Origin of the sequence: Salinispirillum sp. LH 10-3-1, from assembly GCF_030643825.1 — a bacterium.
GTDB lineage: Bacteria > Pseudomonadota > Gammaproteobacteria > Pseudomonadales > Natronospirillaceae > Salinispirillum.
Map to the genome: position 1 here is coordinate 1,811,507 of NZ_CP101717.1, position 13,795 is coordinate 1,825,301.

At 51.6% G+C, this 13,795-nt stretch carries 10 protein-coding genes; 2 read left to right on the forward strand and 8 right to left on the reverse strand.

Annotation, left to right across the window (positions count from 1 at the left end; translation table 11 throughout):
• Nucleotides 1-68: 68 nt before the first annotated feature.
• The 3 genes from NFC81_RS08040 to NFC81_RS08050 all read right to left on the reverse strand — a co-directional run bounded on the left by NFC81_RS08040 (nucleotide 69) and on the right by NFC81_RS08050 (nucleotide 4,332).
• Complete coding sequence (locus NFC81_RS08040) at nucleotides 69-2,339, reverse strand: DNA internalization-related competence protein ComEC/Rec2 (RefSeq protein ID WP_304993972.1); 2,271 nt, start codon at nucleotides 2,337-2,339, stop codon at nucleotides 69-71.
• A 78-nt stretch (nucleotides 2,340-2,417) separates the two neighbouring features.
• Complete coding sequence (locus NFC81_RS08045; RefSeq protein ID WP_304993973.1) at nucleotides 2,418-3,098, reverse strand: ABC transporter ATP-binding protein; 681 nt, start codon at nucleotides 3,096-3,098, stop codon at nucleotides 2,418-2,420.
• Nucleotides 3,091-4,332 (reverse strand): lipoprotein-releasing ABC transporter permease subunit, encoded by a 1,242-nt coding sequence (locus NFC81_RS08050; RefSeq protein ID WP_304993974.1) that lies wholly within the window; start codon nucleotides 4,330-4,332, stop codon nucleotides 3,091-3,093. The genes NFC81_RS08045 and NFC81_RS08050 overlap by 8 nt, the downstream gene beginning before the upstream one ends.
• A 141-nt stretch (nucleotides 4,333-4,473) precedes the next feature.
• Here NFC81_RS08050 and NFC81_RS08055 point away from each other — a divergent pair, with 141 nt between their 5' ends.
• Nucleotides 4,474-5,016 carry a PilZ domain-containing protein gene (locus tag NFC81_RS08055; RefSeq protein ID WP_304993975.1) on the forward strand — a complete coding sequence of 181 codons (543 nt, stop codon included), beginning with the start codon at nucleotides 4,474-4,476 and terminating at the stop codon, nucleotides 5,014-5,016.
• A 7-nt stretch (nucleotides 5,017-5,023) separates the two neighbouring features.
• On the opposite strand, the gene dinG is transcribed toward NFC81_RS08055, so the two are convergent.
• Entirely contained in the window at nucleotides 5,024-7,111 is a 2,088-nt protein-coding gene (gene dinG / locus NFC81_RS08060; RefSeq protein ID WP_304993976.1) for an ATP-dependent DNA helicase DinG, read from the reverse strand.
• Between the two features lie 65 nt (nucleotides 7,112-7,176).
• On the opposite strand from dinG, the gene kdsA reads away from it, so the two are divergent.
• A complete protein-coding gene (kdsA, locus tag NFC81_RS08065; RefSeq protein WP_304993977.1) occupies nucleotides 7,177-8,019 on the forward strand; it encodes a 3-deoxy-8-phosphooctulonate synthase in 843 nt (280 codons plus the stop codon).
• A gap of 59 nt (nucleotides 8,020-8,078) precedes the next feature.
• On the opposite strand, the gene NFC81_RS08070 is transcribed toward kdsA, so the two are convergent.
• The 4 genes from NFC81_RS08070 to lon all read right to left on the reverse strand — a co-directional run bounded on the left by NFC81_RS08070 (nucleotide 8,079) and on the right by lon (nucleotide 13,761).
• Nucleotides 8,079-8,576, reverse strand: a complete 498-nt coding sequence (locus NFC81_RS08070) for an HAD-IIIA family hydrolase (RefSeq protein ID WP_304993978.1) — start codon at nucleotides 8,574-8,576, stop codon at nucleotides 8,079-8,081.
• A 155-nt stretch (nucleotides 8,577-8,731) separates the two neighbouring features.
• Nucleotides 8,732-10,591 carry a SurA N-terminal domain-containing protein gene (locus NFC81_RS08075; protein WP_304993979.1) on the reverse strand — a complete coding sequence of 620 codons (1,860 nt, stop codon included), beginning with the start codon at nucleotides 10,589-10,591 and terminating at the stop codon, nucleotides 8,732-8,734.
• 268 nt (nucleotides 10,592-10,859) lie between these two features.
• Nucleotides 10,860-11,132 (reverse strand): HU family DNA-binding protein, encoded by a 273-nt coding sequence (locus NFC81_RS08080; RefSeq protein WP_304993980.1) that lies wholly within the window; start codon nucleotides 11,130-11,132, stop codon nucleotides 10,860-10,862.
• A gap of 217 nt (nucleotides 11,133-11,349) precedes the next feature.
• Nucleotides 11,350-13,761 (reverse strand): endopeptidase La, encoded by a 2,412-nt coding sequence (lon, locus tag NFC81_RS08085; protein ID WP_304993981.1) that lies wholly within the window; start codon nucleotides 13,759-13,761, stop codon nucleotides 11,350-11,352.
• Nucleotides 13,762-13,795: the final 34 nt, after the last annotated feature.

A 13,795-nucleotide genomic window follows, 5' to 3' on the forward strand; every position in this document is an offset into this window, starting at 1 on the left:
AGTATCTCCTTAAAATTGCTAATGACGTAAAAATAAAATGGGTAACACCCCGTAATGAAGGGCGAAAATTAGATTCTAATCCATGGCAGCAGTCGATGACCATAGCGCTCCGTCACAATTCCAGCATGACGGAATCGATAGATCCTGCTACCAGACGCACAGGTGCAATGATTGATTGCCCCGCTGTCCTCAACTCGTTGCAGGACGTCTGGAGCAGGAATGGCATGTCGACTATAACGCGCGGCGCTATGCACTACCCAAGTCGGTTGCGTCAAGCGCAGTAACTCGGCACTGGTGCTGGTAGCACTGCCATGATGACCACTGACTAGCAAGTCTATCTTTCCGGGGGGCGCAGACTGCAGAATACCATACTCTACCCGCTTGCTGGCATCGCCCGTCAACAACACTCGCCCATGCTCGCTCTCCACCAGCAGTATACAGGATGCGTCATTATTATCCTGCGGCAGAAAGCCCACATAGGGACGCAAAAAGCGGAATTGCACCGCATTTACAGAAAACTCCACACCATGATTGCAAAACTCTGTCGTTGGCCAATGGCCCGGAGTCATCATGGATTGTCCGGAGTAGAAGCGCTGCGGTCGCAAGCCCGCCGCCACGGAGGTCAAGCCGCCAGCATGATCGCGGTCGAGATGAGAGATAATCACCGCAGCCCATGGCCGGTGCGGTGACCACCAATGCCAGCGCAACGCCGCGTGATACAAATTAACGCGCGCGGGGTCCCCATTGCCGGTATCGAACATCACGCGCCCGCCGCCGGTATCGATCACCACCGCTTGAGCCTGCCCGACGTCCAGCACCCAAACATCAAACTCGCCTTCAGCTAAGGGTGCTGGCTGGCTGTTGTGCCAACTCACACCAAACAACAGCAGTAGCCAAGCACACCATGCTGACTTGGGAAGCCGTACGATGATCAACAGCAGGCTGCTAACCAGTAGCAACAAAGCCTGGAGTACCGACAGCACCGGGAACCAGACCCATAAGCGGTCGAATTGCACCAAGAGGTAGTACCACAGATCGACACCCAGCATAAACAGAGTGTCCGCAAAAGGGATGTGCATTGCCGTTAAAAAAGCAGACGGCAGCACCCAAAAAGTTACCAGCGGTATCAACAGGACATTCAGCGGAATACTGAGGGGAAATACAGGAAGTTCCCACAGTGCATAGAGAGGGATCAGCAACAAGGACAGAACCGTCTGCAGCCAGATAGCGGTGATGTACCAGGGTCGGCGCTGACTATGCAGCGCTATAATAACCAGCAGAACAGTAGCCAACCAACTGAACCAAGCACCCAAGTCCAATACCAATCGCGGGTCGGCGATCAACATAGCTGTTCCAATGACCAGCAAAGCCTCAGTCGCGCCTAAGCGCACACGACAAACCCATGCCACTGTCGGCACCAGCAACATCAAAAAGGCACGCCACAGACTGACACCGGGCAATGCAATCACCAACAGTAGGCCCGCCGCCAGCAAAGCAGCCAGATACTGCCAGTCTTGGCGAATGCCCAGCGGGCACAGCAACCACAGTACCCCCGCTAATCCGTAGGCTGCCAAGGCCAGGGTGCCGATATGCAAGCCCGATAGGGCCAATAGGTGTTGCGTTTGCGTGCGCTCAACGCGGTTGCGCATATCGGGATCTAGACGTGCGCGGTCCCCCAGTACTAATGCCTGATAGACCCCTTGATAAAAATCGGGGAGCGCACGCTCCCTTAACTGGCTGCGCGCGCCTTCTAAAGTTTCAACGCCTAACCGACTGGGTAGTGCTACAACCTGATCGACTCGCCCCTGCGCGGTGATGTCGTAGCGCAGCAACCATACTGAAAACGGAGAGACCCCAGGATTCGTTGGCACTGCCCACGGAGTAAGCCGTACATCAACTTCCGCACGCATGCCGATAAAAACAGGCTCATCACGTGGCCAGTTTAAGTACCATCGTTCACCTGTCGGTAAGCGCAACAAACAACGACTACCCCACTGATTAGGCCAACACCTCTCCACTTCTACTGGTTGTGCTACTAGGGTTTTTGGTTCAGGAATGCGCCCAGCAGACGCCGAGTACACATGGGTGGTCACCAAGACAAGGCCTAAACAGCCGCCAATCAGCACATCGAGTTGCCAATGCCGAGCAAACAAACGAAATGAGACGAACACACCGGCGATAAGAAGCAGCGTACCAACAGGTGACCACAGAGTGCCAATGCCCGACAGAATAAACGCCGACAGACAGGCCTTGGAGTGCCAATGCACACTTTTTGACAAGAAAATATTCGCTGCACGGAAGCGCACAGCGGAAAGAGGCAGCGTGAATCCTTTACGCATGGTCCTTTACCGATCAGTTTCAAAAGAGCGGGCGCGGCAGGCCGCGCAACTACACTTTAAATTTGCGCTGAGCGCGCATCAATAACGTACTAACTGTCCTTCCTGCAAGCGATACCGATTCGTCAGTGGCTCAGCCAGCTCGGCGTTATGAGTCACCAGCACGAAACTGCAATTAGCCACTTCATTCAACCCGAGAATAACACGCTGCACCTGTGCCGAATTACTGGAATCCAGATTTCCAGTTGGCTCATCCATCAGCACCAGTCGTGGTTTATTCATCAAAGAACGTGCGATGGCCACGCGCTGGCGCTCACCGCCAGACAATTCGGATGGCTTATGTTTTGCGCGGTGCGCCACCCCGACTTGGTCCAATAGACTCATCGCGTAGTCAATGTCTTCTTTCGTAGGTTTACGTGAAATGCGCGCGGGCATCAAAACGTTGTCTAGGGCTGTAAATTCGTGCAACAGGTGGTGAAACTGGAATACAAAGCCCAGGTACTCGTTACGTAACGCACTCCGCTCACGCTCGGAAATTGCCGCCAAATCGCGATCCTTTATCGATACCCGTCCCGCGGTAGGCAGGTCGAGCCCGGCCATCAAATGCAGCAGCGTCGACTTACCCGAACCACTAGCACCAACAATAGACACCATGTCGCCCGCATTGATGGTCAAAGCAAGGTCATCAAACACCCGAACGGTTTCTGGACCGACCTGATATTCTTTGGTTAAGCCTTCGCATTGCAAAACGACATCATTCATAACGTAAGGCCTCCGCTGGCAAGGTTTTGGCGGCTCGGTAAGCCGGGTACAGAGTCGATAAAAACGCTACGACTAATGACGCCCCACCCACCAACAAAACATCATCAAAGCGTAACTCAGACGGCATGTAGTTAATGAAGTACACTCCACTGTCGAGCACCTCAAAACCAAAGAAACGCTCTACAGCTGCAACAATGTCTGCCACCGTCAACGCCCCTATCACACCAAAAATGATACCCAGAATTACCCCAATGGTACCAACCAGCCCACCTTGCACGATAAAGATGCCCATGATCTGACTGGGGCGCGCCCCCATGGTACGCAGGATAGCGATGTCGGACTGTTTCTCGGTCACCAACATGAACAGACTGGATATGATATTGAATGCCGCCACCGCAATTATCATAAATAGCAGCAAGCCGACCATACGCTTCTCAAGCTGAATGGCTTGGAATAGATTCCCTTGCGTCCGCGTCCAGTCAGAGAATTGATAACGCCCCTGCAAACCAAATGCGAGCTCACGTGTGACCGCAGGTGCGCGAAATAAATCATCAAAAGACAGCTGAATGCCCTGTACTTTACCGGGCATGCGCTTGAGTGTTGCCGCGTCCTCAATATGTACTAAGGCAGTGTCGGAGTCCAGCTGAGCCCCGACCTTAAACAAGGCAATGACGGTGAAACGCTTGAAGCGCGGTTGAACCCCCATGATGTTGACCGACACTTCAGGCACCAACATATTGATGCGGTCACCCGGCACAACGCCCATTTGACGTGCCAAGGACTCACCTAACACAATATTCCAGTTGCCAGCCTGCAACGCGTCCATAGAGCCACTGACAATGTGGTTCTCTATTATGGAGACTTCACTGAGGTACCGCGGATCAACCCCGGTCACCAACGCACCGCGGCTCTCACGATCGGAAATCAGCATCGCGGTTTCAGCAATGAAAGGCGCTGCACCCCGTACTTCCGGATGAGCCAACATGCGCTCGCGCAAAGACTCCCAATCCTCTATCGGCGCTTGGCCACTGATGCTTCCATGTGGCACCATACCAAGAATGCGTTCGCGCAATTCGCGCTCAAACCCGTTCATAACGGACAGCACAATAATGAGTACCGCCACGCCGAGCGTTAGGCCAATCATGGACACACTGGAAATAAAGGAAATAAAATGGCTACGCCGTTTGGCACCGATGTATCGGCGACCAATAAAAAACGAAAGATTGTGTAACATTCACCGCTTCACTTATATAGTAATCCAAAGAGTCGAAGGGCTATTTGGCCCACCATCGACGAGGCAGGTCCGTGCAGTCCTTTAGGACGGTGTATAGTACTTGTCCGTTTTCTGACATGTAAAGCTAAGGTAGGTAAATAAATGGAAGACGATCGCCGCTCTTATTTCCGCATCGATGATATGGCTTGGGTGTTAACTGCCGCCTGGGACCCTGATCAGACCAGTGCGGTTGAGTACTTCCCTGCACTGCGTCAGGCGACGACATTTCAAGCGCTCGACGCATTGGATACCGAACTGGCTAAAGTAGAAAAGCAGATGGACAACAAACCCACCGCTTTGTTCGCTCGCTTACTGAACCAGAAGATTGATGTGTTTCGCCAGGCCTTGTTAATCCAACAGTTGAATCAGCTCGATGAACGCCCTATTCGCATCACCATCAGTGAAGGAGGTCTTGGTTTCTCATCTGACTATGCTTATACAGTCGGCTCACATATCGCCATGGCCTTAGTCTTTTCGCCCAGCTATATGGCTATCTTTCCTCATGCGGAAGTACTGGAATGCCGCCCGGTAGACAATGGTTTCTATTTGCACGTAACCTTCATTGACATGCCGGAAAGCATGCGCCAACAGTTGGCACGGCACCTACTGACGCAGCAGACGCAACAGCGTAACCAGAACAAGTAAGCACAGATTATTGAGCGCGTCTGAACGGCGGCAATGCCTGAACAATAAGACTGCCGTAGCGCGCCGTGCGCACGCGCCCATCAAGCAGCACCACCCGACCATGGTCACGCTCATTACGAATCAATCGCCCCACTGCTTGCGTCAGCCGAATGATGGCTTCCGGCAAGGTCAATTGCATAAAGGGATTACCGCCCCGCTTTTCCGTCCATTCCGCCGCCGCCGACTGCAAGGGATCATCCGGCACACTGAATGGCAACTTGGCGACGATAACCTGAGTTAACGCGTCGCCCGGCAAATCAACACCTTCAGAAAAGCTCGCCAGACCAAAGATCACACTGGCCGAGCCATCCGCCAAGAGCCGCGCATGCTCACGCAATATATGCTCTTTGCTGCTGACGCCCTGAGCTTGAATACGATTTTGCCAATCTACCGGTAGCCTCTCGTACACCTCATTCATCTGCACACGTGACGAGAACAGCACTAAGGTCGCTTGGTGGTCCAGCAGTAAGCTCGGCAGTTTATCAACCACGTATTGTGTATGGGCAGCCTGCTGTCCGCCACTGACGGCATCGAGCGGCAACAACAGTTCACCTTGTTCGGGGTAATTGAACGGGCTGGCTACGCGTAAAAACAGTTCATCTTCATACACACCGGCATGCGCTTTGAAGCGCGAAAAATCGCCGCCCGCGCTGAGTGTTGCCGATGTCATTACGGCGGCGTAAGCGCGCTGCCACAGATAAACGTTGAGTACCCCTCCGGCTAGGAAAGGACTCGCCATTAAAGCCAATTCATTGTCTTGTGGGTCGCGCTCCAACCAATAGGCCATCGGCGTATCTGCATCAGACTTCTGATATTGCTCGGACAACGCTGTGGCGGAGGACACCAGTTCGAGGTCCTGAGCAATTTGTTGTGCCCACGTTTGCAGCAGGTTCACATCGGTCGGCGGATGCTGCGCGCGCAATTGACTGTTCACGTGTTTGTGCGCATTGTTCAGAAAGGTCTGTATAGGCCTCAAGGTCTGCGTAAGTTCCACCAAAGCCACCTTCAGTGTCTCTGGCACCGCACCGAGTTCGAAACGGTGCCATTGCATCCGACTGCCATCACGCACTTCGGTGGTCACCCAAGCGTCGTCTAACAACATGGCGATGTGCTTCAACTTTTGCTTGGCCTCTTTACCTTGAAACTCCATCTCACCCAATTCAGTGCCCAGCTGATCATACGCGGCCAGCTCACTGACCATCTTAGTGGCATGACGGCCAATGCCATCGATGTAACGCTGAAACGCGGTAAGCTCTAGGCGCATTGAAAAATGGTTCAATGCTTTGTCCGGCAGGTGGTGGGCTTCGTCGAAGATAAAGATGACGTCCTTGGGGTCCGGCAGAACCACCCCGCCACCCAGCGCCATGTCACTGAGCACCAGGTCATGGTTTACCACCAACACGTCAGCCTCTTTCAAACGCTGTCGGTTGGCAAAATAAGGGCAGCCATCGTACCGACTGCACAACGCCCCCAAACATTCAGAACCCGTCGCAGTGATGGCTTTACGCAAGGCAAAGTCGGGCTGCGCTTCCAAGGCGTCGATATCGCCGTTCCAATCACCGGTTTGAAAACGCTGCATCAGTTGGGTGAGTGTGTCCATGGTTTGCTCTGTACGCGCGCCACCTTGCGTAAAAAGGTTTGCCTCCGTTGCTAACTCGTTCTTCGCTTGCTCCGCATTCACCTCACAGAAAAACCGGCCCCGTCCTTTACCCAGCGCAAAATCAAACTCCAGCGATGTGGAGGCCAGTACATCGGGCAAATCTTTCTCTATTAACTGTGATTGCAAGGCCACAGTGGCCGTAGACAGCACTATCTGTTTCTTAAGAGTTTGCGCCAGCACCAGAGCGGGAATCAAATAAGCCAGAGTTTTACCCGTACCGGTACCCGCCTCTACCACCGCAATACGCTGCGCATCGGGTTGCAAGGTCGCTGCTCCCACTTGCCGTGCGATATGCGCAATCATCTGCCGCTGCCCAGTGCGCGGCTTGAGATCGCGTGCTTTCAGGTAATCGCGATACGCTTGCTGAATGTCGTTTTTCTGCTGTTCTGTTAACATATCAACTCTGGTCTGGGGCTACGCCCGGATGAACAATATTTTCACGGCCGATTTAAGGACACGCTATGACAAAAACTATTCAGGTCGGCACCTTGCCAGTAGGCAACGACCAGCCATTCACCTTGTTTGGCGGCATGAACGTTTTGGAAAGCCGAGATATGGCGCTACGCGTCGCTGAACAGTACGTTGACGTGTGTCGGCAGCTGGATATTCCCTATGTCTTTAAGGCCTCGTTTGACAAGGCCAATCGTTCGTCCATGCATTCCTTTCGAGGTCCAGGCCTCGACGAGGGCCTGCGCATACTGGCGGACGTTAAAGCACAGTTTAATGTACCTGTTATCACCGATGTCCATGAGCCAAGTCAAGCGCAGCCCGCAGCAGACGTGGCTGATGTTATTCAGCTGCCCGCATTCTTAAGCCGCCAAACCGACTTGGTTGTTGCCATGGCCCGGACCGGCGCCGTAATCAACATCAAGAAGGCACAGTTTTTGGCGCCAGAAGAGATGCGGCACATTCTAAACAAATGTGAAGAAGCAGGAAACGAACAACTGATACTTTGCGAACGTGGCTCATCTTTTGGTTACAACAACTTGGTGGTCGACATGCTAGGGTTTGGAGTGATGAAGGCGATGCAATACCCGGTGATTTTTGATGTCACCCACTCATTGCAACGACCGGGCGGCCGTTCCGATTCTGCCGATGGGCGGCGTCAGCAAGTAACTGAACTGGCACGCGCGGGGATGTCACAGAAGATCGCAGGCTTGTTTTTGGAGTCTCACCCTGATCCCGACAACGCCAAGTGTGATGGCCCCTGTGCTTTACCGCTGCGCCAATTAAAACCGTTTTTGAAGCAGATGAAAGCCCTAGATGAGGTGGTGAAAGCAATGCCGGACTTAGATACGTTGTAGCGCATAACATAAAAAAGCGGATAATTAGGTCGTCCAGCTTATCCGCTTTTTATTTTGCGCTACAGAAATTCTTCGTACGCTTTTTCTAACACCATCTGTCGGCGCAGAATATAATCAATGGCCTCGCGCACCGCACCTTCCCCACCGTTCAATCGCGTCTGATGCTTAGCGATCGACTTCACCATCGGTTGCGCATTCTGTACCGCGATGGGCAACCCTACCTCTCGCATGACTTTAATATCAATAACGTCATCTCCGACATAAGCAACGTCATCGGGCTGCAAGCGCAAAGACTTCAACAGGTCCTTGAAGACGGTGTATTTATCGGATTGTCCAAGGTACTGATGCTCAATACCTAGATCGGTTAAACGCTTACGCAGAGGTGCGGAATCTTTGGCCGAAATCACAGCCACATCGACGCCATTATTGCGCGCGACCTTGATGCCTAGACCGTCATGGACATGAAAGACCTTTTGTACTTCGCCTTCTGCGCCGTATACGAGCTGACCGTTAGTCAAAACACCGTCCACGTCGAGAATTAATAAACTGATCGCCATTGTTTACTACGTCCTGTTGTCGTTTCCTCTCCGAACTTTATCCGCTCGGTTCTAATTCCGTTAGAATAGCATATTAAATTGTACTGAAAGAGCGCAGCAAAAAAATAAAGCCGCATAAGCGGCTTTATTGTCTAACGTTATCGATCAAACAGAGATCAACGAACGCGGATTCTCGCTTCACTGCGCAAATCACCAACCAAGTTATCCAATATCGTGCCGGCTACAACCCGCTCCAGATAAGCAGCAATTTGACCACGCTCTTCTTCATCCAACGTGCCGTCATTCGCATTTAACACCCGACCGACCGCCCAGTCACCACGTTCTAAGCGTACAATAAAAACATCACGGCCATCGTCGCTGTTAGGCACCGCACGAAACGCTGCCTGATTAAGGTTCGCAGGTACTCTAGAACCGAAGCGTGATACACCCTCAACGCGCTCCAGAACAACATCAGCATCACCGGCTAACAAGGCATCACGCAAAGCGCCCGCTTCGAACTCAGCAGCCTCTACGGCGGCCAGGAAACGCAGATATTCATTGATATCATCAGCGACGTTTTCAAGTGGCTCGTAATCAGGTGCTTCGTAATCCAGCTTTCTTACTACCACCAAACTGTTGTCAGGCAACGTGATTACGTCGCTATTCAACTCTTCATTCAGTACCAGTCCGCTGAAAGCCGCTGTAGCCACATCAGAGTTCGCTGCCACGCCAGACGCTGCGCCATTGCGAGTGAATAAGTCTGTGCGCTGTATTTCCAGTTCGAAGACTTCAGCGGCTTCCGTCAGATCCAAGCTAGTGAACACCACGTTAGCCAGTTCTTCACGCACCTCAACAAGACGTGACGCGGCCTGTCGCGCTATAAGCTGACTGCGTAGGTCGGCCGTCATTTCTTCCAATGATGGAATGTCTGACGAAGCGATATCCAGCAGCTTGATTAAATGATAGCCAAACTCAGTACGGACCGGAGCACTGACTTCACCAACAGCAGACAGTGCTGCTACTGCTTGCTCGAATTCAGGATCAAAGATACCGGACATAAAGTAACCTAAGTCACCACCAAAATCGGCACTACCAGGGTCCTCAGAGTACTCTTGCGCCAGGGCAGCAAAGTCTTCATTAGCAGCACGAGCAGCCAGATCTGCAGCCAAATCTCTGGCTTCGGGCGCTGAACGGCTATCGGTTGTAATCAAAATATGAGCAATCTGTTTCTGTGCACTGCTGCTTTCTAAGGCCAAGTAAGCGTCATAAGCGGCTTGTATTTCAGCTTCGGTTGGTTCCAAGCCTGCTGCAATTCGATCAGCGCTATACCGGACATACTCTATTGCAACGCGCTCAGGCGTCAGAAACTCTTCACGATTTTCATCATAAAACTGTGCTACCGCGACATCATCAACAGTGACTTCATTGATCAGCTCTTCAATGCGGAAAATCTTGTACTCAATATCGCGCGTCTCGTTACTCATACGCGCATAGTATTCAACCTCATATGGCAAGCTGAATTCAGACTGTTCCAGGCCCACAATCCACTGGTTCAAAGCTTGGCTTTCAGCAATACGTTGACGAAACTGTCGAGCGGTCATGCCTTGCTGAGCGGCGACCATGGAGAAACGCGCCGAATCAAATGAACCATCTGCAGTACGAAAAGACTGCTCGTTAAACAGTAAACGATCCATTTCACGATCGGAGAATACGAAGTTGGCGTTCCTGGCTGCTTGCGCAATCAACTCCTCTTGAATGATGCGCTCGATCACTTGCTGACGCAGCAAGCTTTCATCAATGAGTGAAGGGTCAGCATTCTGCCCCATGCGCTGCAGCATATTCTGCCGCTCGGCGTTTACACGGCTGTTCAAAACCTGTGCTGAAATACCTTCTCCATTAACTTTAACGGCTGCACGACCACTGAAGTCCATGGTTACGATGGACGATGCACCAAAAAAGGCAAAGGTACATACCAACACGGTGATAATGATTTTACCGGTCGTACCGCGGAAACTATTGCGAAATTCTTCTAACATCGATCCTCCGGATCACTGACACCACAACGGGGTTAATCAGATGGGCACAAAAAAGAGCGCTAATCTTACCCTAACCCAACAACCTAATACATTAAAACGTCAGGAGCGTTTCAAACGTAAGCCCCGAACTGGAATACCCCAAGGTGAGGCAACCCAAAAAAATCCGCCGGCGGCGGATTTCATTTCATCCCTAACTATGGAGGCTCCATGGATGAGACGAAAAAAAATGGCGAGTCATTTACTCGCCATTTTTTTAGCTAAAAGACAATCAGTTAACGGCGTCTTTCAGCGCTTTTCCTGGCTTGAAGCCAGGAACTTTAGCCGCAGCAATCTGGATAGGAGCACCGGTTTGTGGGTTACGGCCAGTGCGTGCAGCACGCTCTTTAACCGCAAAAGTACCAAAACCAACCAACACAACCTGATCGCCATCTTTCAACGCACCAGATACAGCGTCAATCATTGCATCCAATGCACGACCAGCAGCCGCCTTTGGAATGTCAGCAGAAGCTGCTACGGCATCAATCAATTCAGACTTGTTCACGCTATTCCCCTTTTTCAACAGTATGCCGGCCCAGTCCAGTCAGAAATCACGATCGCAAATGATCATTTTTTGAGTAGACGTCCATGACCGACGATTATTAGTATTATTTGCCTGGCAAGTACTAGTGCTGAGTTTTATACCAGCACTAGGAAAAGACTGTCAAGCAATGTTCTAGGGAGCTTCAGAATAATTCCGCGACGGTTTACTCTTTGGCTCACTAGTGTGTACTGGGTCTTTCGCCACCCGTCGGACGTACTTCAACTCTAGGCTTAAGGTCTTCTGCTAACTGATCATCCGTTAACGGCGTAGGCACACCATCAAGGGCAATCTCCAACACCTCATCAATCCATTTTACTGGTTTGATGACGATATCAGCCAGTATATTGGCCGGAATTTCCTTCAAGTCACGCTCATTCTCTTCTGGTATCACTACTGTTTTAATGCCACCTCGATGTGCCGCCAGCAGTTTCTCTTTGAGCCCACCAATGGCCAATACCTGACCACGCAAGGTAATTTCTCCCGTCATAGCAACATCGGCACGTACAGGTAATTTCGCCAAGGCTGAAACCAAGGCCGTGCACATACCGATACCGGCACTAGGGCCGTCTTTCGGCGTTGCGCCTTCAGGCACGTGGATATGAATATCCTGATTTTCAAAAGAGCTGGGCAATATACCCAAACGTTGACTACGGCTACGCACCACTGTCAGAGCCGCCTGAATGGATTCCTGCATGACGTCACCCAACTTGCCGGTACGTATCATACGGCCCTTACCGGGCGTTACAGCGGCTTCGAGCGTTAACAGCTCACCGCCAACAGATGTCCATGCCAACCCAGTAACTTGGCCTATCTGATTGTCCTCTTCTGCGCGTCCAAACCGGAATTTGGCAACGCCCAAATAGTCTTCCAGATCTTTGGCCTCGACTTTAAGGCTGGCTTTTTTGCCATCCATTTCCAGAATACGACGCACAGCTTTGCGACATACTTTAGCCACTTCACGCTCCAAACCACGAACGCCAGCTTCGCGCGTATAGACCCGAACGATTTCACGGAGGGCTTCATCAGTGATTTCCAGCTCACCAGCCTTTAAGCCGTTCGATTTCAATTGCTTAGGCAACAGGTACTTATGCGCGATATTCACTTTCTCTGCTTCGGTGTAACCCGGCAGGCGAATCACTTCCATACGGTCAAGTAACGGACCAGGGATGTTCATGGAGTTCGACGTACAAATAAACATGACGTCCGACAGATCGTAATCCAGCTCCAAGTAGTGATCATTGAACGTGCTGTTTTGTTCTGGATCCAGCACTTCCAGCAACGCTGACGCCGGATCGCCGCGATGATCCATTCCCATCTTATCGATTTCATCCAGCAGGAATAGCGGGTTACGCACCCCTACTTTGGCCATTTTCTGCACCACTTTACCGGGCAAAGAGCCAATGTAAGTCCGTCGGTGTCCACGAATTTCTGCTTCGTCACGTACGCCGCCTAATGCCATACGCACATACTCACGGTTCACCGCACGAGCGACCGATTTACCCAGCGAGGTTTTACCCACACCCGGGGGGCCAACCAAACACAAAATCGGGCCTTTGAGCTTCTTAACGCGCTTTTGTACCGCCAGATACTCAAGAATACGTTCTTTCACTTCCTCGAGCCCATAATGGTCCTCATCGAGGATTTTCAAGGCCTTTTTAAGGTCAATGGTTGAGCGCGTACGCTTCTTCCACGGCAATGCCAGCAACCAATCGATGTAGCTCCGTACCACGGATGCTTCGGCTGACATCGGCGACATCATTTTCAGCTTACGCAGCTCTTGATTCGCCTTGTCTTCAGCTTCCTTGGTCATTCCGGCCGCATCGATCTTCTTTTGCAGCCCTTCAACTTCGTTGTGCCCTTCATCAATATCGCCCAGCTCTTTCTGAATCGCTTTCATCTGCTCATTCAGATAATACTCGCGCTGGCTTTTTTCCATCTGTTTCTTCACGCGGCCACGAATACGCTTTTCAACCTGCAAGAGGTCTATTTCCGTTTCGAGCATGGCCAACACCTGCTCAATACGATCACGTATAGCCGGTGTTTCGAGAATTTGCTGCTTTTCGTCGAGCTTGAGTGACATATGGGCCGCAATGGTGTCGACCAAGCGACCGGAGTCTTCAATGCTCTCCAGTGACGTCAGTACCTCGCTGGGTACCTTCTTACTGAGTTGTACGTAGCGCTCAAATTGATTATTCAGCGTGCGCAACAAGGCCTCTTCTTCACGCTCTGACAGTTCGCCTTCGGGCAAATCTTCACAGGTGGTGATGATGTAAGGCTCGTGATTGAAGTCGGGGTCTAGCAAAGAGACGCGGCTGATGCCCTCAACCAACACCTTGACGGTACCGTCAGGCAATTTTAATAACTGCAGAATGGACGCCAAGGTACCCACACTGAAGATGTCAGCCAACGTAGGCTCATCTTCTGAGGCATGCTTCTGGGCAACGAGAATGACCTTCTTGTCACCATCCATCGCCGCCTGTAGCGCGCTGATGGATTTTTCACGGCCAACAAATAAAGGAATAACCATATGCGGGTATACCACGACGTCACGTAGTGGCAATACCGGAAAACTTAATGGGGTGTCTGTCATGAGATACCAGCTTATTAGGGGGCAGCAAAAGGGG